Annotated in this window: 24 protein-coding genes; 12 read left to right on the forward strand and 12 right to left on the reverse strand. The window is 65.4% G+C overall.

The window, feature by feature from the left end:
- Positions 1–587, forward strand: a 587-nt coding sequence (locus G6R19_RS10655) for an IS30 family transposase (protein WP_163164700.1), incomplete at its 5' end; no start/stop codon positions are given.
- 127 nt (positions 588–714) lie between these two features.
- Here G6R19_RS10655 and G6R19_RS10660 read toward each other — a convergent pair.
- From G6R19_RS10660 to G6R19_RS10670, 3 genes are all read right to left on the reverse strand, one after another.
- On the reverse strand, positions 715–1,137 hold the full coding sequence (locus G6R19_RS10660) for a DUF3151 domain-containing protein (protein WP_163164702.1): 423 nt from the start codon (positions 1,135–1,137) through the stop codon (positions 715–717).
- Positions 1,138–2,157: a class II fructose-bisphosphate aldolase gene (gene fbaA / locus G6R19_RS10665; protein ID WP_163164703.1), complete on the reverse strand. Its 1,020-nt coding sequence runs from the start codon at positions 2,155–2,157 to the stop codon at positions 1,138–1,140.
- 160 nt (positions 2,158–2,317) lie between these two features.
- Complete coding sequence (locus G6R19_RS10670; RefSeq protein WP_163164705.1) at positions 2,318–2,986, reverse strand: TrmH family RNA methyltransferase; 669 nt, start codon at positions 2,984–2,986, stop codon at positions 2,318–2,320.
- Between the two features lie 70 nt (positions 2,987–3,056).
- On the opposite strand from G6R19_RS10670, the gene G6R19_RS10675 reads away from it, so the two are divergent.
- On the forward strand, positions 3,057–3,887 hold the full coding sequence (locus G6R19_RS10675; RefSeq protein ID WP_163164707.1) for an HAD-IIA family hydrolase: 831 nt from the start codon (positions 3,057–3,059) through the stop codon (positions 3,885–3,887).
- A gap of 8 nt (positions 3,888–3,895) precedes the next feature.
- Here the strand turns inward: G6R19_RS10675 and G6R19_RS10680 are convergent, their stop codons facing one another.
- The 4 genes from G6R19_RS10680 to pyrE form a co-directional block, all read right to left on the reverse strand.
- Positions 3,896–4,936, reverse strand: coding sequence for an alpha/beta fold hydrolase (locus tag G6R19_RS10680; RefSeq protein WP_163164709.1), 1,041 nt, complete (start codon positions 4,934–4,936; stop codon positions 3,896–3,898).
- A gap of 69 nt (positions 4,937–5,005) precedes the next feature.
- Positions 5,006–5,656: a hypothetical protein gene (locus G6R19_RS10685; protein ID WP_163164711.1), complete on the reverse strand. Its 651-nt coding sequence runs from the start codon at positions 5,654–5,656 to the stop codon at positions 5,006–5,008.
- 85 nt (positions 5,657–5,741) lie between these two features.
- Positions 5,742–6,509, reverse strand: a complete 768-nt coding sequence (locus G6R19_RS10690; protein ID WP_163164713.1) for a GAF and ANTAR domain-containing protein — start codon at positions 6,507–6,509, stop codon at positions 5,742–5,744.
- 117 nt (positions 6,510–6,626) lie between these two features.
- The gene (gene pyrE / locus G6R19_RS10695; protein WP_163164715.1) at positions 6,627–7,211 is read right to left on the reverse strand and encodes an orotate phosphoribosyltransferase; all 585 of its coding nucleotides are present in this window, start codon (positions 7,209–7,211) and stop codon (positions 6,627–6,629) included.
- A gap of 74 nt (positions 7,212–7,285) precedes the next feature.
- Here pyrE and nadE point away from each other — a divergent pair, with 74 nt between their 5' ends.
- On the forward strand, positions 7,286–8,140 hold the full coding sequence (gene nadE, locus G6R19_RS10700) for an ammonia-dependent NAD(+) synthetase (protein WP_163164717.1): 855 nt from the start codon (positions 7,286–7,288) through the stop codon (positions 8,138–8,140).
- A 138-nt stretch (positions 8,141–8,278) separates the two neighbouring features.
- Here nadE and G6R19_RS10705 read toward each other — a convergent pair whose 3' ends face one another.
- Entirely contained in the window at positions 8,279–9,073 is a 795-nt protein-coding gene (locus tag G6R19_RS10705; protein ID WP_163164719.1) for an IclR family transcriptional regulator, read from the reverse strand.
- Positions 9,074–9,254: 181 nt separating this feature from the next.
- Here G6R19_RS10705 and G6R19_RS10710 point away from each other — a divergent pair, with 181 nt between their 5' ends.
- Genes G6R19_RS10710 through G6R19_RS10720 form a run of 3 tightly spaced genes read left to right on the forward strand, consistent with a single transcriptional unit; the run spans position 9,255 to position 11,893 of the window.
- The gene (locus tag G6R19_RS10710) at positions 9,255–9,983 is read left to right on the forward strand and encodes a CoA transferase subunit A (RefSeq protein WP_163164721.1); all 729 of its coding nucleotides are present in this window, start codon (positions 9,255–9,257) and stop codon (positions 9,981–9,983) included.
- Positions 9,984–10,010: 27 nt separating this feature from the next.
- Positions 10,011–10,706 carry a CoA transferase subunit B gene (locus G6R19_RS10715; RefSeq protein WP_163164723.1) on the forward strand — a complete coding sequence of 232 codons (696 nt, stop codon included), beginning with the start codon at positions 10,011–10,013 and terminating at the stop codon, positions 10,704–10,706.
- The gene (locus G6R19_RS10720; protein ID WP_163164725.1) at positions 10,703–11,893 is read left to right on the forward strand and encodes an acetyl-CoA acetyltransferase; all 1,191 of its coding nucleotides are present in this window, start codon (positions 10,703–10,705) and stop codon (positions 11,891–11,893) included. The genes G6R19_RS10715 and G6R19_RS10720 overlap by 4 nt, the downstream gene beginning before the upstream one ends.
- An 83-nt stretch (positions 11,894–11,976) precedes the next feature.
- On the opposite strand, the gene G6R19_RS10725 is transcribed toward G6R19_RS10720, so the two are convergent.
- Positions 11,977–12,666: an ankyrin repeat domain-containing protein gene (locus tag G6R19_RS10725; protein ID WP_163164727.1), complete on the reverse strand. Its 690-nt coding sequence runs from the start codon at positions 12,664–12,666 to the stop codon at positions 11,977–11,979.
- 9 nt (positions 12,667–12,675) lie between these two features.
- Positions 12,676–13,245, reverse strand: coding sequence for a heme-binding protein (locus G6R19_RS10730; protein WP_163164729.1), 570 nt, complete (start codon positions 13,243–13,245; stop codon positions 12,676–12,678).
- A 207-nt stretch (positions 13,246–13,452) separates the two neighbouring features.
- On the opposite strand from G6R19_RS10730, the gene G6R19_RS10735 reads away from it, so the two are divergent.
- The 5 genes from G6R19_RS10735 to G6R19_RS10755 all read left to right on the forward strand — a co-directional run bounded on the left by G6R19_RS10735 (position 13,453) and on the right by G6R19_RS10755 (position 17,085).
- On the forward strand, positions 13,453–14,709 hold the full coding sequence (locus G6R19_RS10735; RefSeq protein WP_163164731.1) for a histidine kinase: 1,257 nt from the start codon (positions 13,453–13,455) through the stop codon (positions 14,707–14,709).
- Complete coding sequence (locus G6R19_RS10740) at positions 14,706–15,332, forward strand: response regulator transcription factor (RefSeq protein ID WP_163164734.1); 627 nt, start codon at positions 14,706–14,708, stop codon at positions 15,330–15,332. The genes G6R19_RS10735 and G6R19_RS10740 overlap by 4 nt, the downstream gene beginning before the upstream one ends.
- Before the next feature lie 132 nt (positions 15,333–15,464).
- Complete coding sequence (locus G6R19_RS10745) at positions 15,465–15,668, forward strand: cold-shock protein (protein ID WP_013599688.1); 204 nt, start codon at positions 15,465–15,467, stop codon at positions 15,666–15,668.
- A 214-nt stretch (positions 15,669–15,882) separates the two neighbouring features.
- Complete coding sequence (locus tag G6R19_RS10750) at positions 15,883–16,266, forward strand: hypothetical protein (RefSeq protein WP_163164736.1); 384 nt, start codon at positions 15,883–15,885, stop codon at positions 16,264–16,266.
- Between the two features lie 33 nt (positions 16,267–16,299).
- Positions 16,300–17,085, forward strand: a complete 786-nt coding sequence (locus G6R19_RS10755; RefSeq protein WP_163164738.1) for a TipAS antibiotic-recognition domain-containing protein — start codon at positions 16,300–16,302, stop codon at positions 17,083–17,085.
- Between the two features lie 81 nt (positions 17,086–17,166).
- On the opposite strand, the gene G6R19_RS10760 is transcribed toward G6R19_RS10755, so the two are convergent.
- Complete coding sequence (locus G6R19_RS10760; protein WP_163164740.1) at positions 17,167–18,144, reverse strand: SDR family oxidoreductase; 978 nt, start codon at positions 18,142–18,144, stop codon at positions 17,167–17,169.
- Between the two features lie 136 nt (positions 18,145–18,280).
- The gene (locus tag G6R19_RS10765; protein ID WP_163164742.1) at positions 18,281–19,468 is read right to left on the reverse strand and encodes an acyl-CoA dehydrogenase family protein; all 1,188 of its coding nucleotides are present in this window, start codon (positions 19,466–19,468) and stop codon (positions 18,281–18,283) included.
- Positions 19,469–19,576: 108 nt separating this feature from the next.
- Here G6R19_RS10765 and G6R19_RS10770 point away from each other — a divergent pair, with 108 nt between their 5' ends.
- Complete coding sequence (locus G6R19_RS10770) at positions 19,577–20,086, forward strand: MarR family transcriptional regulator (RefSeq protein WP_163164744.1); 510 nt, start codon at positions 19,577–19,579, stop codon at positions 20,084–20,086.
- The last annotated feature ends 25 nt before the right edge of the window (positions 20,087–20,111 follow it).

The raw sequence follows: 20,111 nt of genomic DNA on the forward strand, positions 1-20,111 counted from the left end.
CCCKGCGCACCGGCCGGACCCGCCGCAAACCCCATAACACCGGCGAACAGCGCATCTCCCGCTTTACGGACCCCATGGTCATGATCTCCGAACGACCGCCTGAGGTCGAGGACCGTGCCGTGCCCGGCCACTGGGAAGGCGACCTGATCACCGGGACACTAAACCAGTCCGCCATCGCAACCCTGGTTGAACGCACCACCCGGTACGTGATGCTCGTGCATCTGCCCGCAGACCACACCGCTGAAACCGTCCGCGCCGGCCTCGTCAAGACCATGGCCACCCTGCCAGCACACCTGCGCGGCTCACTGACCTGGGACCAAGGCGCCGAAATGGCCGGACACCGATCCTTCACCATGGCCACCGACATGCCCGTCTACTTCTGCGACCCCGCAAGCCCCTGGCAACGCGGCTCGAACGAGAACACCAACGGGCTGCTGCGCCAGTACTTCCCCAAAGGCACCGACCTGTCCGTCTACGGGCCTGAAGATCTCGAGCACGTCGCCCAGGAACTCAACGGCCGCCCACGCAAAACGCTCGGCTGGAAAACACCAGCCGAGCGCCTGCGCGATCTACTCTTGACTACTTAGCCACCAGCAGTGTTGCAACGACCCATGGAATCCGCCTTTCGAAAAGGTGACCGGCCGCCGTCGTTCCCCACCCGCCCCCTAGCCTCGCAAGCTCGGCCAGGGAACCCTGCGGGCGTGGGCCCACATATTAGGAGCCTTCGATGGCTGCTTTCGCCGTGGGGTCCGAGTCGTTCAGGAACTTCTCGATCCGTTCCGGCTCCTCCGCCTCACCAATCGCCGCGGCAGCGCGCCCGAGGGAGTACAGCGCGCGGAGGAAGCCGCGGTTGGGCTCATGCTCCCACGGGATGGGGCCTACGCCGCGCCAGCCGTTGCGCCGAAGCGAGTCCAGCCCGCGGTGGTAGCCCACGCGTGAGTAGGCGTAGGAATCGATGGTGCGTCCCTCGGCCCAGGCCTCTTCAGCCAGGACGGCCCACAGCAACGAGGACGTGGGGTGCTTCTCCACCAGGTCCAGGGCTTCCTGGCCGGCTTCCAGCTGCTGGTAGACCTCCGTCTCGGCAGGCAGGAGCGTGGGTTCCGGGCCCATCAGGTTCTTGCGGAACTCGTCCGACATCTAGAAGGTCTTTCCGGCCGAACCGAGCTGCTTAGTCGCTTCCACCACGCGGGCTGCCAGGCCGGCTTCGGCCGAGGCACCCCAGACGCGGGGATCGTACGTCTTCTTGTTGCCCACTTCGCCGTCGACCTTCAGGACACCGTCATAGTTGCGGAACATGTGGTCGGCCACCGGACGCGTGTAGGCGTACTGGGTGTCGGTGTCGATGTTCATCTTGATGGTGCCGTAGGAAACGGCGTCGGCGATTTCCTGGTCAGAGGAGCCGGAACCGCCGTGGAACACGAGGTCGAACGGGCTGTCCTTGCCGATCTTGGCGCCCACCTGAGCCTGGATGTCCTTGAGGATCTCCGGGCGGAGCTTGACGCCGCCGGGCTTGTAGACGCCGTGGACGTTGCCGAAGGTCAATGCCGTGATGTAGCGGCCGTTCTCGCCGGCGCCCAACGCCTCAATGGTGGCCAGGGCATCCTCGACCGTGGTGTAGAGCTTTTCATTGATCTCGTTCTCGACGCCGTCTTCTTCGCCGCCTACGGTGCCGATCTCGACCTCAAGGATCATCTTCGCGGCCGCGGTGCGTTCGAGCAGCTCGCGGGCGATGCGCAGATTTTCCTGCAGCGTCTCGGCGGAGCCGTCCCACATGTGGGAGTTGAACAGCGGGTTGCGGCCGGCCTTGACCTCAGCCTCGGACGCTGCGAGCAGGGGCAGGACGAAACCGTCCAGCTTGTCCTTGGGGCAGTGGTCCGTGTGCAGCGCGATGTTCACGTTGTAGTTCTTCGCCACTTCGCGGGCGAAGGCGGCGAAGCCCAGGGAGCCTGCAACCATGTCCTTGGTGGAGGCGCCGGACCAGTAGGCCGCACCGCCGGTGGAGACCTGAACGATGCCGTCGGACTCAGCTTCGGCGAAGCCGCGGAGGGCTGCGTTCAGCGTCTGCGAGGACGTTACGTTCACGGCCGGGAATGCGAAGCCGCCCGCCTTTGCGCGGTCGATCATCTCGGAGTAGATCTCTGGGGTTGCAATGGGCATGCTGACTCCTATGCTGAGGTTCGTCTGTGGGCTGGTAACCCTGGAGTACCGCTTACGGCTAGCACCATCCTAGTCATTACCGCGCTGGGAGTGCTGTGGGTTACGCCCCACCCGCACCGGCACGAGGGCTCGCAAGCGCGCCGCCCATCCCGTTTGCCCGCTACACGTGCTGGTTAAACACGTGCCGGCGTACCCAGGCGTGCATGGCAATTGCGGCCGCCGAGGCCGCATTGATGGACCTGGTGGAACCGAACTGCTCGATCGACAAAGTGGCGAGGGCCGCCTCGTGCACCTCAGGCGTGAGCCCGGGACCTTCCTGGCCAAACACCAGCACGCAGTCCTTGGGCAGTTCATAGGTCTCCAGCGGAACGGAGTCCGGGAAGATGTCTATCCCGATGATCGCCAGCCCCTCCCCCCGCGCCCACGCCACGAAATCGTCCACGGTGGGATGGTGGCGGACGTGCTGGTAGCGGTCGGTGACCATGGCGCCCCGGCGGTTCCACCGCCGTCGTCCGATGATGTGCACCTCCTTGGCGAGGAACGCATTCGCGGTGCGCACCACCGTGCCGATGTTGAGGTCGTGCTGCCAGTTCTCGATGGCGACGTGGAAGTTGTGCCGCCGTGAGTCCAGCTCCGCCACGATCGCGTCATGCTTCCAGTAGCGGTACTTGTCCAGCACATTGCGGCGGTCGCCGTCCGCGAGGAGGTCAGGGTCCCAATGGTCACCTTCCGGCAGCTCGCCTTCCCAGGGTCCGACGCCGACTTCCGGCTTTTCGCCCGGCGCCTCCGGGTGTTCCTGTCCAGATGCTGCAGGCGGTTCGGACGTCATACCGGGCGTTTGGTTCACCCCTCAACACTAGACTGGACCTTTCGGGCTTTCATCACCGGCGGAGGTAGGCATGGCAGAAGCGGACAAGGTCAAAGGGTCACCATCGGTGTACCGCAGCGGGCAGGACATCGAGTGCTGGCTGACGGACATGGACGGCGTCCTGGTCCATGAAAACCAGGCCGTGCCCGGCGCCGCCGAGCTGATCCAGCGGTGGGTGGACACGTCCAAGCGCTTCCTGGTGCTTACCAACAACTCCATCTTCACCCCGCGCGACCTTGCCGCGCGGCTGCGTGCCTCCGGCTTGGAGGTTCCCGAGGAGAACATCTGGACTTCGGCCCTGGCCACCGCCCAGTTCCTCAAGGACCAGGTGGAGGGTTCCGGATCGGGGAACCGCGCCTACACCATCGGCGAGGCAGGATTAACGACGGCGCTGCACGAGGCCGGCTTCATTCTCACCGACCAGGATCCGGACTTTGTGGTACTTGGCGAAACGCGCACGTATTCCTTCGAGGCCATCACCACGGCCATCCGCCTCATCCTGGCCGGGGCACGGTTCATCGCCACGAATCCTGATGCCACCGGTCCTTCCAAGGACGGCCCGCTGCCGGCCACCGGCGCCATCGCAGCGCTCATCACCAAAGCCACGGACCGGGCACCCTACATCGTGGGCAAGCCCAACCCGATGATGTTCCGCTCGGCCATGAACCAGATCGACGCACACTCCGAGACCACCGCCATGATCGGGGACCGGATGGATACGGACATCATCGCCGGCATGGAAGCGGGACTGCACACCGTCCTGGTCCTCAGCGGCATCACCCAGCGCGAAGAGATCGGCTCGTACCCGTTCCGGCCCAACCAGGTGTTGAACTCCGTGGCGGACCTGAAGAACCAGATCTAGGACCGGCGCTAAAAGACCGTCACGCGCGATCCGCCGCGGGGCAGCGGGAAGTTCTCGTCCAGGAGCTCTTCAAGGATGGGGCGGTAGATGTTCGGGTTCCAGCCGGGGCTGGCGTGGGCGGGTACGGCCCCTTCCGTCTGAAGCTCGCTGGGGACCATGTTGTTCTTGAAGGCAACTGCCCAGGCTCCCACGGCTGTCTGGTAGCGCACGGTGCGGTCCCGGGGGTTGCCGATGTAGGCCATCTTGGCGCCGCCTATTTTGTCCGTGAACCGGGTGCCGTCGAAGTGGTAAATGTAGGCAGACTCCGACTGGACGAGCAGGCTGGATGGCGCGATGGGCGAGAGCTGTTCGAGTGTCTGGTCAAGGATCTGCCGCCACGTCCGTTCGTCTTTGTGGATGACCCTCTCCCCCAGTTCGTACCCGCCGCGGAAGGTGGACGGGAACCGGAAACCCCTTTCGTACAGGAACACCACGCCGTCGAACCAGCTTTGGTCCAGGACGTCGTGCTTGCTGTACGGGCTCGAGTCCAACACGATGAATTCCACCTCCACCCCATGGAGCTCCAGCAGCCGTGCGGCCACCTGGGTGGCCACCATTCCACCGAAGCTGTGCCCATAGAAAAACAACTTGGTCAGCTTTTGGGCGCGGACGTGCTCGATGACGGCGATGACAATCTCATCGATGTCCAGGCCGAGGTTGGAATAGCCGACGGCGGCGAGCCTGGCGCGCTTGTTCAGCGTGCCCCGGAGGGAGTTCAGGATCCACTGCCCCTCCTCCCAGCTGGTCTTATAGCCGGGGAAGAGGAACCAGCTGGCGTCGGGGTAGTACACATCAGCGAAGTCGTCGGGAACAGGGAGGATCCGGTTTACCTGGCGGGCGGACTGAACTTGGCGGGTGACCAGCATGTCTGCAGCAAGCAGGCCTGACATGCCTGCCCCGGCCAGGAAGCCCCGGCGTGAAAACTGCTTGAGGGCAGCGGCCTCCTGCAGCAGCCGGGCTCCAGAAGCCCCGCGCCGGTCCTGCGGATTTACTTCCCCCTCATATGGCACACCACTACCGTAGGCACACTGGAAGTCACCGTCGCAAGAAGCCGCCGGTAACCTTTCAGTGACGCCGTATCAGCTGGCAGCCTGTCCTTCGGCTGCCGGGATTGGGGCCGCGGTGTCCTGCTGGCGGCGCAGCATCTCCTGCCCGATGTCGTCGTACCTGGCCAGCAGGTCCGATCCCGGGAAAGCTGCCGGGTTGTCCAGGAGAGTGAAGAGGGTGTCGCTGGCAAGCAGCAGTTCCTCATCCGAGTACTCCTGCAGCGTGCGCCCGCACAGCACTTCGAGCCCGGTCAGATCCAACGGCGGGATCCCGGCTTCGCCAGGAGCGGCAGCCGGGTAGCCAAGGGCGCTGATGTCTGCAACGGCGCCGACCGGAAAGCCGTCGAGGATTGTCAGGGGTTGGCCAGCGGAGCCTGAAGCTGCAGCCCATTCGTTTCCGGCGGGCGAAAGATCAAGGGAAACCCCTGCGCCGGAAATCCCGGTCAGGCTCCCGGTGTCGATGGCGTTGAGGTCACTGCGGAGGCCCGCCAGCGCCGAGGACTCCACCAAGGTAGCGCTGGAAAGCTCCACTCTGATGTGTGAACGGATTCCCATCCTCCTGATGCGGCGGATGATCTGGACAAGACCCGGACGGGAGTCCTGGTTCAGGCTCCCCTGGACATCGATGCAAACAATGTCGGCAGGGACATCAAGGTTAACGAGGGCGTTTAATGCGCGGTCCATAGGTACTCCAAAAAAGGGTGTCTATGGCCGACGGCTCAACCTCGGTAAGCGTAACCTCCAGCACGAGTCAGGCACAAGCCGTTGGTCACGCGGTTTGGCCGGCCTGCCGCTGCCCGGGCTCCTGGTAATGCGTGCGCGTACCCGCACCCCCGACCGAGTCCACCAAGGATTTGGCGATATCCCGCAGCTTTGTGTTGCTGTTGCTGGAGGCTTCGGTGAGGATGCTGACCGCCGCCTCCTGGCTGCACCTGTTCTGCGCCATCACAATGCCAATGGCGATGTCGATGATGGTCCGGGATTCCAGGGTTGCCCGGAGATTTGCGGCGCTGTCCGAGTGAAGCGAGAACCGCACCGCAAGCCTCAGTGCCTGGGAAATTTCCCGCGTATAGCCACGGGCCTTTGCGGTGGCACGGTCATCGAATTTATGGGGGACGTCGGAATACAGGTTCAGGGCAGCTTTCGCCTCGCCCTGCAGGTTGAAGGGCAGCGACAGAACTGACCGCAGTCCGTGCGATGCCACCGCTGACGCGTAGTCCGGTCCCCAGCGGTCTTCCTCGAAGAGGTCCGGAACGTGGACTTCGCGTTCCTCCTCTGCCGCAGTCAGGCAGGGGCCCTGGGACAAGGAGTACTGGATCTCGTCCACTTCCCGCGCAGAGTCGCTGCTCCAGCCAATCGTTGCCGCCTTGCGGTCCCGGAGCAGGGTGATGCCACAGAGTGCGTCGTCGCCGTCGCCAGCCATCTGATGAGCGGAGAACCGGGCCAGTTCGTTCAGGAAGTCCTCGAAGTCGGCACTTTCCAGAATGAGGTTCTGGATCTGGTCGGTCGCGCTTAAGGACTGTTGAGGGGGGAGCATCGTGCACGTTCTCCGTACAGGGGAGTTAAGGGGATAACGCAAATGATAGGCCAGCCCCGCCTCGCGCTCCAACATCAGGGCCCGGGCACAGTGTGCCCGGGCCCCGTGTCGATGGGTCTAGGAAAGCCCGAGCTCATCCTTGCTGAAGGCGAACAGGTAGGGGACGCCGGTCTCCGCTTCGATCTTTTCCTTGGCCCCGGTATCCCGGTCAACGATGACGGCGACAGCCACAACGTTGCCGCCGGCTTTGCGGACGCCTTCCACGGCGGCCAGGGCCGAGCCGCCCGTGGTGGAGGTGTCCTCCAGGACAAGCACCTTGCGGCCTTCCACGGACGGGCCTTCCACCTGCCGGCCCATGCCGTAGGACTTCTGGGCCTTGCGGACCACAAACGCGTCAACGGCCCGCCCGGCGTCTGCGGCGGCGCGCATCACCGCGGTACCAACAGGATCGGCCCCCATGGTGAGTCCGCCTGCGCACTCGAAGTCGATCCCGGCGTCGTCCGCCAAGGCCAGCATGACCTGGCCCACGAGCTTGGAGGCCTCGTGGTGCAGCGTAATACGGCGGAGATCTATGTAGTAATCGGCTTCCGCTCCGCTGGACAGGATGACCTTGCCGCGGACGACGGCGAGTTCCTTGATCAGTTCGAGCAGGCGGGCGCGGGCGGCTGCAGCGTCTACTGCAGTCTCACTGGGGGAAGTCATGGACTCCAGTTTAGTGGGGGCCGGCCGGTGTGGATGGTTGAGGCCGATTGACAGGTCTGGCTAGGCTGGACCACATGCGCGAACTCCAGGCCAGCATCATTGAAGAAATGGGCGTTCAGCCCCGGATCGACCCCTCCGGGGAGGTGCGCAAGCGCGTCACCTTCCTGAAGGACTACCTGAAAGCCACCCACACCAAGGGCTTCGTCCTGGGCATTTCAGGCGGCCTGGACTCGTCCCTGGCCGGAAAACTGGCCCAGCTGGCTGTCGAGGAGCTTGAGGCCGAAGGTGTGGACGCGAACTTCGTGGCCGTACGCCTGCCCTATGGAGTCCAGCATGACGAGGAAGACGCCCAGGCTGCCCTGGACTTCATCCAGCCCAAAACCGAGTGGACGTTCAATATCTCGGCGGCTGTGGATGGCTTCGAGGATGAGTTCGAGAAGACCGTGGGCTCGGAGATCTCCGACTTCCACAAAGGCAACACCAAGGCACGCACCCGCATGATCGCCCAGTATGCCCTGGCCGGGGAACACAACTATCTTGTCATCGGCACGGACCACGGCGCGGAGTCCGTCACCGGCTTCTTCACCAAATACGGCGACGGCGGCGCGGACATCCTTCCGCTGTTTGGGCTGAACAAGCGGCAGAACCGCGCCTTGCTGGCCGAACTCGGCGCTCCCGCCCGCGTCTGGGAAAAGGTACCCACGGCGGACCTGCTGGACGACAAGCCGGGCCGCACCGATGAGGACGAACTGGGCCTGAGCTACGACCAGATCGACGATTACCTGGAAGGCCGGGACGTCCCTGAATCCGTTGCCGCCCTGATCGAAGAGAAGTACCTGCGTACCCGGCACAAGCGCACCGTCCCCGTCACCATTTTTGATACTTGGTGGAGGCACCAAGGCCCCGAAGAGCCACGCGCAGGGCTGTAGGAAATTCAGCTGTGTAGAAATTCAGCTGGGAATTGAGGTCAGGGGCCGCTGAGCCTCCCCACTTTTGGGAAGCACGACGGCGCGTCGCACCGGAAAGGGCGGCGCGCCGTCGTCGTTCCCCCCGCAAAGGGGGGAGATTCAGCGCGGCCGGCTCCCCTTCCCGTCCCCGCTGAGCTGCTGGGTGATCCGGTGCGCCTCGGCCATCAGGAGCCCGCCCAGCTCCTCCTGCCGCTCGGGCTTGAAGCGCGGCTCTATACCGGTGAGGGAAAGGGCCCAGGCGGGCCTGCCTGAGGCATCAAACACCGCGGCGCCCATCCCCCAACTGCCTTCGAGGACCAGCCCCGGATTCACCGAGTAACCCAGCAGCCTGGTCTGTGCGAGGTTGGCCCGGACGAGTTCCTCCGTGTGCGCAGTGGCGAAAGCACCTGCGTGTCCAGCCCACCCCCTCAGCAAATCCTCCTGCTCGGCCTCGGGCAGGAACGCCATGATCGCGGTGCCCGCGGAGGCCACACCGAGGGGGAACCGGACGCCCTCGTGCAGCACAAAGGACCGGACCGGGAAGCTCCCCTCCTCACGCAGCAGGCATACCGTCTCGGAACCGCGGCGGATGGAGAAGAAGGCACTCTCGCCGGTGGCCTCGGCCAGCCTGCGGAGACTGGGCCGGGCAAGGTCCTCCAGCGGAAACCGCGCGGCAGCCACCGACCCCATGAGGAGCATCTCCGGGCCCAGCACCCAGTTCCCGCTGCCGGCGTCGTGATCCAGCAGCCCCTCCGATGCGAGGGAGGTGAGGAGTCGGTGGACGGTGGGCCTGGTAAGGCCGGATTCCCTCACCAGTGCGGACAGCGGCAGCCCCTCCGCACTGCGGCCCACAAGCCGCAGCAATCCGGCGATGCGGCTGACCACCTGGGCGCCCTGTACTGGCAAATTTGTCATTTATCCCTCCGGTTATCCACATTATGGACTCCGGCAACACTACCGTCCACACTGTAAAACCAGCAGTTAGAGCCCGAATTTGTGGGCTTGACAGGCCTTTCAGCGCGCCCGTAGTGTCCTTTCCCAAGCCCCGCGTCCACAAAATGGACCACCATCGCGGGATTCTCAATGAGGAGGCGCCATGTCCAAACTTCAACCAGCAGCCGCCGTCGCCCTGGAGGGCGCACTGCAGGACGGCATCACCCTTGCCGTGGGCGGATTCGGGCTGAGCGGAATTCCCGCGGACCTGATCGAGGCCGTCCGCGATTCCGGCGTGAAGGACCTGACAGTGGTCTCCAACAACATGGGGGTGGACGGGAAGGGTCTCGGCATCCTGATCGAAGCAGGCCAGGTCCGCAAAGTCATCGCCAGCTACGTGGGCGAAAACAAGCTCTTCGCCGAGCAGTACCTGGCCGGCAACCTGGAGGTGGAGTTCACGCCGCAGGGCACCCTGGCCGAGCGTCTCCGCGCCGGCGGCGCCGGCATCCCCGCCTTCTACACCAAAACCGGCGTGGGCACCCTGGTTGCCGAGGGCAAGCCGCACGAGGTGTTCGACGGCGAAACGTACGTCCAGGAGCGCGCCATTCGGGCCGACGTCGCGCTTGTCCACGCGCACACCGCAGACACGGACGGAAACCTGATCTACCGCTACACCGCCCGGAACTTCAACCCGGTGGTTGCAACCGCCGGCCTCCTGACCATCGCGGAGGCTGAGGTGATTGTGGAACCGGGCCAACTGGATCCCAACCACATCGTCACGCCCGGCGTGTACGTCCAGCGCCTGGTACAGGCCAGGGACCGCGTCAAGGACATCGAGCAGCGCACCGTGCGCCCCGCCGCACGCCGCAATTCCGAAACTGTTCCGGCCTAACCCCACTACTCATTCAAGGAGACCCCCATGGCCTGGACCAGGGATGAAATGGCTGCCATCGCAGCCGAAGAACTCAACGACGGCGACTACGTTAACCTCGGCATCGGGATCCCCACGCTGGTGGCCAACAACCTGCCCGACGGCGTCCGGGTTGTGCTGCAGAGCGAAAACGGACTGCTCGGCATGGGACCGTTCCCTTACGAGGGCGAGGAGGACGCCGATCTCATCAACGCCGGCAAACAAACCGTCACGGTGCTGCCGGGCGGGAGCATCTTCGATTCCGCCACCTCCTTCGGCATGATCCGGGGCGGCCACGTCAAGGTAGCCATCCTGGGGGCCATGCAGGTCTCCGGCAATGGCGACCTCGCCAACTGGACCATCCCCGGCAAGATGGTCAAGGGCATGGGCGGCGCCATGGACCTCGTGGCCGGGACGCCCCGCGTGGTGGTCCTCACCGAGCACAATGCCAAGGACGGCAGCGCCAAGATCGTCCGCGAGTGCACCCTGCCCCTGACAGGCCTTGCTGTGGTGGACCGGATCATCAGCGACCTCGCGGTCTTCGACCTCTACAGGACGGACGACGGCGGGCGGCAGCTCACGCTGACCCGCCTCGCCCCGGGCGTCACGGTGGAGGAGATCCGGGAAAAGACGGAAGCCGGCTTCACCGTGGCCCTGGACACGCCGGCACCGGCAGCTGCTGCCCTGGAAGGAGCCACAGCATGAGCCTGCAGGAACAGTTTGGCAGGGATGTCCTGCTGACAGGCTGGGGACACAGCCGCTTCGGAAAATTCACGGAGGAAACCCTTGAGTCCCTGATCGTCCAGGTTGCCACCGAGGCCATCGCGAACGCCGGCATCGAGCCCGGCCAGATCGACGAAATCTACCTCGGCCAGTTCAACTCCGGCATGATGCCGTTGGCCTTCCCGTCGTCGCTGGCGCTGCAGGTCTCGGCAGATCTGGCGAACGTTTCCGCCACCCGGGTGGAAAATGCCTGTGCCTCCGGTTCCGCTGCGTTCCAGCAGGGCACCAAGTCCCTGCTGGCGGGCACGGCGAAGACGGTGCTGGTGATCGGCGCGGAAAAGATGACCCACGCGGGCGCCGAGGTTGTGGGGGCAGGCCTGCTGGGCGCCGACTACGACATGGCGGGCAAGGCCTCCACCACCGGCTTCACGGGGCTCTTTGCCGAGGTGGCCAAGCACTACGGGAAGCGGTACGGCGACGGCAACCTGGGTGACGTCCTGGGCAGCATCGCGGCAAAGAACCACCGCAACGGCGTGGACAACCCCTACGCGCAGCTGCGCAAGGACCTGGGCGAGGACTTCTGCCGAAGGGTCTCGGACAAGAACCCCATGGTGGCCGACCCGCTGCGCCGCACCGACTGCTCCCCCGTGTCCGACGGCGCCGCCGCCGTCGTGCTGTCCACTTCCCCGACCGGCGGTGCCACTGCACCCGTACGGTTGGCAGGCTTTGGCCACGCCAACGACTTCTTCCCCGCATCCCGCCGGGACCCGGTTGCCTTCAACGCCACCCGGGTGTCCTGGCAGCGCGCGCTGACGATGGCCGGCGTCGGGCTGGAGGGCCTGGACTTCGCGGAAGTACACGACTGCTTCACCATCGCGGAGCTGCTGATGTACGAGGCGATGGGCCTGACGGAACCGGGCCAGGGTGCCCGGGCCATCGAGGAGGGCTGGGTGTACAAGGACGGCAAACTGCCCATCAACGTTTCCGGCGGCCTCAAGGCCAAGGGCCATCCCGTGGGAGCAACCGGGGTATCACAGCACGTCATCGCCGCCATGCAGCTGAGCGGGACCGCAGGCGGCATGCAGCTCGCCAACCCCCGCCGCGCCGCGGTCCAGAACATGGGCGGCGTGGGCATCGCCAACTACGTCAGCGTCCTGGAGGCTGTGTAACCCCTTGGAGTTTTTGTCCAGATATGCGGACTTTGACCGTCTCAAACCCTGCATATCTGGACAAAAACTCCTTGTCCTTGAGGCTAGCCGCGGGCGCGGATCAGGGTGGCGATTTCGCCGAAGCCCAGCCGTTCGGCGTTCTGCAGTGCGGTCCTCCCCTGCGGATCCCTGATGTTGGGGTCGGCGCCTGCTGCCAGGAGAAGCCGGACCACTTCCTGCTGCCTGGGCCCGCCGTTGTTCAGCAGGATGGCCTCCTGCATGGCAGTCCAGCCCAGGTTGTTGACATGGTTCACCGGCACTCCTGCGTCGATCAGGATCTGCACCGTCTCCACGTGGCCGTGTTCGCTGGCCGGAATAAGGGCGGTCCCGCCGTACCGGTTGGTGCTCGCGACATCGGCCCCGGCGGCCAACGTCAGCCGGAGCACCTCATTGAATCCTTCGGCACCTGCGTAGAGGAAAGCCGAATCCTGGATGGCGTCCTTGGCATTGACATTGCCGCCACGGGCGATCAGTTGGCTGATCAGCGGCGCGTTGTTGGCCTTGGCTGCGGCTATCAGGTCCTGGTCAAGCTGGGCCTGTGCTTCCGCAGAGAGCGCGGGCGGCGTGGTTGCCGGTGCAGCCGGTGCGGGGGACGCCGGGTCCCCCGCGGACGGTAGGGCGTCCGGAGTCGCCAGGGCCGACGGCGGAGGGGACGCCGCCTGCTGCGGCTCCCCCGGACCCGCCTGGCACCCGGTCAGGATAAGCACCACAATCAGGGCCCCGAACCACCTCATGCGCTTAGCCTACTTAGGCGCGCCGGCGGCCGCGATGGCGTCCGCACCGGCTGCAGCACAGGCCTCATCCAGCGCGCCATCAGGAGCACCGCCGACGCCGATGCCGGCCACCGAAACCCCGTTCACCTTCAGCGGGACGCCGCCGGCCAGGAAGAGGGTGCCGGGGAGGTCGGCGATGCTGGGGCCGGTTCCGTTGATTCGCTTTGCCAGTTCGCTGGTGGGGGTCCCAAAGGCGGCGGCGGTGTAGGCCTTCTGCTGTGCGGCTTCAATGGTGTGCTCGGCCGCATTGTCGCCCCGAAGCAGCGCCTGGACAGTCCCGAAGCGGTCCACCAGGGCCACCGTCACAAAGGGAAGTTTGTCAGCCTGGCATTTGGCCAGCGCCGCTTGCACCGCCTTGGCCGAGGCGCCCACCGAGATACGGTTCTGCTGTACCACGTTCTCCGGCACGGGCTGGATGTCGGCAGCAGGGACGGCAATGGGAGCGGAACCGGCGCCGGCATTGGCGGCAACCGTCACCCCGGCGGTGAGGGCAAGCGCGCTGGCGGCTGCGGCGGCAAGAACTTTCGTGGACTTCTTCATGCTGTTTCCTTTGCTCGGAGCCCCACAGTCGAAGCGGGGTTCGTTTCATCCCCAATCCTTCCGGGACTCCGGCTGCCTGCCATCGGGCTTTTGGCTGTGGCGTCCTGATCCAATAGGCCAGCCGTATCAGCCAAAAGGCTGAGAGACGGTGCACGGGCCGGGGCAATAGCATGGTGGGTAGCATTCCCCACTGGAACCGGAATTCCCATGCCTCCCTCCGCCAGCGCCGCGCAAGCCGCATCCGTCCCCGACTCGATCGCTCCCGGCGGGACCGGCGCGGACGGGACCAGCGCGTCCACCAGCCCCGCAGCCCGCTTCGGCAGCATTGATGCCGCCGTTCATGGTGGCTTCGCCGTCCTGCTGGTGGCGTCCCTGGTCCGGTACGTGATGCGGCACAGCCCCGCGGACAACGTCCTCGTCCTGGGGCTGGCGGCAGCGGCCTGCCTGCTGTACTTCGCCGTCGCCGTCCTTTCATCGCGGGGGAAACCGGGAGCGTTATGGGTATTCACCCTGGTTGCAGTGTGGGCCGTCCTGGTCATTGCGGCGCCGAGCTTTGCCTGGTGCTCGTTCGCGCTTTTCTTCGTGTGCCGCAGCGCACTGAGCGGTGCAGCCGCGTACGCAGCGGCGGGAGCCACCGCTCTTGCCACTGCGGCAGGGCTGTTCCGGCTGAGCAGCGGCACTGACCTTGCCATGCTCCTCGGCCCGCTCGCCGTGGGGCTGATGCTGACCTTGATCTACGACAGGATTCAGCACGACGCCGAGGAACAGCGCCGCCTGCACGCGGAAGTCTCCCTCGCCCAAGGGCAGCTGGCGGCCAGCGAGCGCCGGGCAGGAACCATCGCCGAACGGGAGCGTGTCTCCCGGGAAATCCACGACACCGTCACCCAGGGGCTGGCCAGCAGCCTGCTCCTGCTGGAGGCAGCCGGCCGGGCATGGCCCAGTCCTTCAGCCCACGCCGACCTCGGCCAGGCCACTGCATTGCTCCGGGGCAACCTGTCCGAGACCCGGAGCTTGGTCCACGAACTTGCCTCCCCCGGACTGGACGCGTCGCCCTTGCCTGAGGCCCTGCTTTTCGCGGCCAGGCAGTACGTCCCGGACGCCAGGCTCCTGGTCACGGGTGAACCGCGGCCGGTGCCGCCGGATGTGCGCCACGCCCTCCTCCGGGTAGTCCAAAGCGCTGCCTCAAACATTAAGCTCCATGCGGGCGCCGCCACCGCCACGGTAACTCTCGGCTACCTTCCGGACGCCGTCACCCTGGACGTCCACGACGACGGTGCCGGGTTCGATCCCGCGGCGGCAGCACCGCCGTCGGACGCCGGAGGGTACGGGCTGCGTGCCATGCGGCAGCGGGTGGAGCAGCTGGGCGGCGTTTTCTCAGTGGAAAGCGCACCTGGCGAAGGGACCATCGTCGCGGCCCAGCTGCCCGCGCCGGCGGAGCCGGGAAGCATGGACAATCCTGCATGAGTGCCATCACAGTGCTGCTGGTGGACGACCACCTGGTGGTGAGAAGCGGGCTGCGGGCTCTGCTGGGTACCCAACCTGATATCGCCGTCGTCGCCGAGGCAGCGTCCGGGGAGGAAGCGCTGGAACGGCTGGAACAGGACGCCGTGGCGGTGGTGGTGATGGACCTGGCCATGGGCGCGGGCATGGACGGGATCGAGGCCATCCAGCGGATCCGCGAGCGCAACAAAGGGCAGGCCATCCTGGTGTTCACCACCTACGACTCCGATGCGGACATCGTCCGGGCAGTGGACGCCGGCGCGATGGGCTACCTCCTGAAGGATGCCGCACCTGATGAGATTTTCGCGGCCATCCGCGGGGCAGTCCAAGGCAAGAGCGTCATGAGCGCCCCCGTGGCATCCCGGCTTTTCCAGCAGCTGCGCAACCCCGACGAGATCCTCACTCCGCGCGAGGCCGAACTGCTCAGCCTCCTCACGCAAGGCCTCAGCAACCGGGAACTCGGACAGCGCCTCTTCATCTCGGAGGCCACGGTCAAGACCCACCTCGCGCACATCTACGCCAAGCTGGGAGTGGAAACCAGGGCCGCTGCCATTGCCACCGCAATCCGCCGCGAGGGGATGCGCTGACGACACTTTAATGTCGTTACCCTTGCATGGTTGGCGTTGGCCCCGTACGTTGGGGACTGCGGGGGACGTTCTCCGCGCACCTCGGGCCGGTGGCCCGGGGAGAGAATCAGAGTCACACGAAGGAATGCAGCCATGGCAACAGGCACAGTTAAATGGTTCAACGCCGAAAAGGGTTTTGGCTTCATTGCCCCCGATGACGGGTCCGCTGACGTTTTCGCCCACTACTCAGCAATCGCCAGCAGCGGATACCGCTCACTCGATGAGAACCAGAAGGTTGAATTCGATGTGACCCAGGGTCCCAAGGGCCCGCAGGCAGAGAACATCCGCCCGCTCTAAGGCTTCGGCTTCCCTCCCGCACCTGCAGGAGGAATGTCGCCACAGCAGCGGCCTCCCCAACGTCAGTTGGAGGGGCCGCTGTTTTTGTGTCCCCTGCTTCTGCTTCGCGGATGACATTGGTGAACGTCGCGCGGGGCTTCGTGACCTGCCCCGTCCCGGTTCCCAATCCCTATCCCCATCCCCATCCCTGGGCGGGTACTGGGATAATTGGATTATGACCGGACAGCACCCGGACAACGTTCCGGGCAACGACCCAGCGAAGGATCCGTGGGAAGAGTTCGACAGGCTTCCGCCTGCCGCCCCGGACCGCGTTCCCGGGCAGCCCGGCGGGGAGCCGCACGGTTTCGGTTTCCGGACCGGCGTCCGCAGCGCACGCGTTGCCGTAGGATTTGCCGTTTACACCCTGGTGCTGGGGACATTGCTCGCGCTCGCAGGCTGCGTCGTTTTTATTGCCGAGGAACAATGGCTGCTTGTGGCGTTGATGATCATTATCGAGGCAGTCTTCATCTTCGCCTTCACGCGCCTCGTCGCCCAGGCCCGCGCCCGCTCGCCCCGCACCCGCCCACTGCGTAACCGATACCCCGGGAAACCTGCTTGACCTTGACGCTGCGTCAACCCCTACGCTCGGAGCATGGAAGCAACCGAAGCGGAGACGGCCACCGACTGGTCCATCCAGGATGTCGCCAGGATGGCAGGCACAACAAGCCGGACCCTCCGGCACTACGACGACATCGGGCTGCTGAAGGCCAGCCGCGTTGGGCGTAACGGCTACCGCTATTACAACGGGGCAGCGCTCCTGCAGCTGCAGCGGATCCTCCTGCTCCGGGGACTCGGGCTGGGGCTGCCGGCCATCGCCGAGGTCTTCCAGCACGAGACAGACGCGCTCAAGGCGCTGAGCCGCCACCTGGACTGGCTGCGGCAGGAGCAGGCGCGGCTGGCCCGCCAGGTTCTGTCCGTACAGCAAACAATCGAAACAGTGAAAGGAGGAGGCGAACTCATGGCCGAAAAGATGTTTGACGGCTTCGACCACACCCAGTACAAGGACGAGGTGGAGGAGCGCTGGGGCAAGGAGGCCTACGCCAAAAGCGACGCCTGGTGGCGGGGCATGGGAACGGAGCAGAAACAGGAGTGGAAGTCCCGCGCCGAAAAGCTGGGCAGCGACTGGATTGCAGCGTCGGGATCAGGACTCGCCGCCGACAGCCCCGAAGCGCAGGACCTGGCACGGCGCCACGTTGACTGGTTCACGTCCATACCCGGCACTCCCGCGTCCGAAAGCGGCGGGGACGTGAAGGGGTATGTCGTGGGACTGGCGGAGATGTACGTTGCCGACGCCAGGTTCGCGGCCAACTACGGTGGCGAAGCGGGCGCCGGTTTCGTTCGGGACGCGCTGCGGGCGTACGCCGAAAGGAACCTCTAGCAAATACCTGCCGGAACGACGGCGTGGCCCGGGATGTACGGCGTGGCCCCGGGATGTGCAGCCGCGGAAAGCTCCCCGCAATCAGCCCAGCCGCTTCCGCAAGGCCACGACAGCTCCCGTCAGTGCTGCCGCGCCCGCTACCATCCGCTGCGCCGTCCGCCGCCGCCCGTGCCATCCCCCTGTTGTGGCAGCCTTTCCGATGGATTGCGACGCCTGGTGAAGGTTTCCGGGAGTTACGGAGGTGGACCGCCACCGGGAGAGCTGGCGGTGGTCCACCTGGCGAGCAGCGGCCGCTTCCACTGCGCCTGGGGTGAACTTGTGCTGCAGCACCAGGAGGCGGCCCCCAAATCCTCCTGCGACGGTTTCCCGGCGCGGACGCGCTGCCAGCTTCACGACGGCTTTCGCCACCCGCTGCGGCGTGTAGACGGGGGGCATCGCCATCGGGCGGCGGCCGGTGAAGTTGGCTGCGTTCTGGTAAAACGGGGTGTCAATGGTGGCCGGGAGCACCGTGCACACGTGCACCCCGCTGACGCCTTCGCGGGCCAGTTCCGAGCGCAGGCTGATGCTGAGTGCCCGCACCGCGGCCTTGGAGACGGAATATGCGGCGGAGTAGGGCAGCGGGACTTCTGCCACGATGGACGAAACATTAATCAGGGTGCCCGAGCCTTGGGCTGTTTGGCGGGTCAGCGCCGCCCGGGCGCCATTGACATAGCCGGTGATGTTGACATCCAGTACCCGCTGGAACTCCTTTGGAGGGATCTCGGTGAGCAGGCCGAAGGCGCCGACCGCTGCGTTGTTGACCCACACATCCAACCGCCCGAATTCCTCGACGGCACGGGATGCCAGTGCCTCCACCTTGCCCGGATCGGTGACGTCGGTGGGGACGGCGATGGCCTTCGCACCGCGTTTCCTGCATTGTGCAGCCACGGCTTCCAGTGATTCCGATCCCCGGGCAGCCAGGACCAGCCGGGCACCCTTGGCGGCGAAGCGCAGGGCAGTGGCCCTCCCGATCCCGCTGGACGCGCCGGTGATCACCACCACCGAATTGCTGACGCGCATTCCGCCTCCCCTTTCGAACGAACACCCGATTAAACACTAAGTAGGCTTAGTGTTCGATGCTACCTACGCGGGGCCGGCGGGACAACGGTCCGGCACGACATCGGTCCGTCTGCGGCTTAGGTGAAGAAGGGGGAACTCAGGTGAAAGCGGATTTTCCGGTGACCGCCCTGCCCACGATCAGCGAGTTGATCTCGTAGGTGCCCTCGTAGGTGTAAAGGATTTCGGCGTCACCGAACAGCTTGCCCATTTCATAATCGCTGCTGATGCCATTGCCGCCCAGGAGTGAACGGCCCATGGCCACCGAGGCACGTGCCAACCGGGTGATGGTCGCTTTGGCCATGGCCGCCTGCGCCATCTCAAGCTTCCCGCCTTCCTGGATGCGGGCCAACTGCACCATCAGCGCCAAGGATGCGGACGCGTTGCCCAGGATGTCCGCCAGCTGCTGCTGGACCAGCTGGAATCGGGCCAGCTCCTTGCCGAACTGCCGCCTGCCCAAGGTGTAGGCACGGGCGACGTCGAAGGCCGCGAGCTGGATGCCGGCACCTTGCCAGCCGACCCAGGCCCGGGAGTCCCGGAGCAGTTCGTTGGTGCGGGAGAAGCTGGTGGCCCCGGGCAGAAGATTGCCTGCAGGAATCCTCACGTCCTGGAGCCCAATGTCCGCGTTCTGCATGAGTCGCAGCCCGATCTTGTTGGCGATCTTGGTGGCTGTATAGCCGTCACGGTCTGTCTCAACGATGAAACCCTTGATTTCCCCGTCCGCCTCGTCCCGTGCCCATACCAGGGCGAAATCGGCGATGGTCCCGGCCCCGATCCAGCGCTTGGCCCCGTTGAGGACCCAGGTACCGCCGTCGAGCCTGGCCGAGGTTTCCAGCCCGCCGGCGATGTCCGAGCCGTGCTCCGGCTCCGTCAGCGCGAAGGCTCCTAGGTGGCGGAAAGTTTTCAGGCCCGGCAGCCACCGGGCCTTTTGCTCCTCGGACCCCAGTTGGCTGATCATCCCGAGAATCAGCTCGTTGTGGATCCCGGCCAACGCAGACAGGGACACATCCGCCCGGGCCAGCTCTACGTACATCAGGCCCTTGAAGAGGGTGGAGCTGCCGTCCAGCTGCAGGGCTCCGAGGCCGTACGTTCCCATGTCCGCCAGCAGGCCAAAAGGGAACTCCTCGCGGTTCCAGTACTCAATGGAGGGCTGCCGGACGGATGCCTGCAGGAAGCGGCGGATGGTGAAGTACCTGTCCCGCTCAGCCGCCGGCAGGAGGTCCACGATGTACATCAGGTCGGCATCCGGAAACGGTGGTGCTCCTGCGTCATGTGCCGGGGGGTGCATCGGCGATCCCCCTCGCTCCCAAACTGCTGTACGAAACCATTGGATGTCCTAGTATATTGCACAGGTCCACCACTCACGTGAGGTACATCACTTGGCGAAAGGCTGGCTGTGGGCAGTCCGCTATCCCGCGATCCCATTGCAGATGCCCGCCGCAACTGGGAGGAGCGCGGCTGGGCGGACGTCGCTGCGCCGATGGCTGCCATCACGGCAATCATGCGGACCCAGCAGATCCTGCTGGCCAGGATCGAACTCACCCTCAAGCCCTTCGGGCTGACGTTCGCCCGCTATGAACTGCTCGCGCTGCTGAGCTTCGCAAGGAACGGGTCCCTTCCGATGAAGAAGGCGAGCACCCTCCTCCAGGTCCACCCGACCTCCATCACCAACGCGGTGGACCGGCTCCAGGACGCAGGGCTGGTGCGTCGCAGCCCGCACCCTACGGACGGGCGCACCACACTGGTTGAGCTCACCGACGAGGGGCGCACCCTGGCCAAGCGCTCGACCGCGGCACTGAACGCAGCTGTTTTCAGCGATCCCGGATTCGGGCCGGATGATGTGGACCAGCTGATCCGGATCCTACGGGACTTCCGCCGGAATGCCGGCGACTTCACTGATTCCTGAACAGTGCACCGAGCCGCTCCTGGAC

Source organism: Arthrobacter sp. Alg241-R88, from assembly GCF_900537115.1.
Lineage (GTDB): Bacteria > Actinomycetota > Actinomycetes > Actinomycetales > Micrococcaceae > Arthrobacter.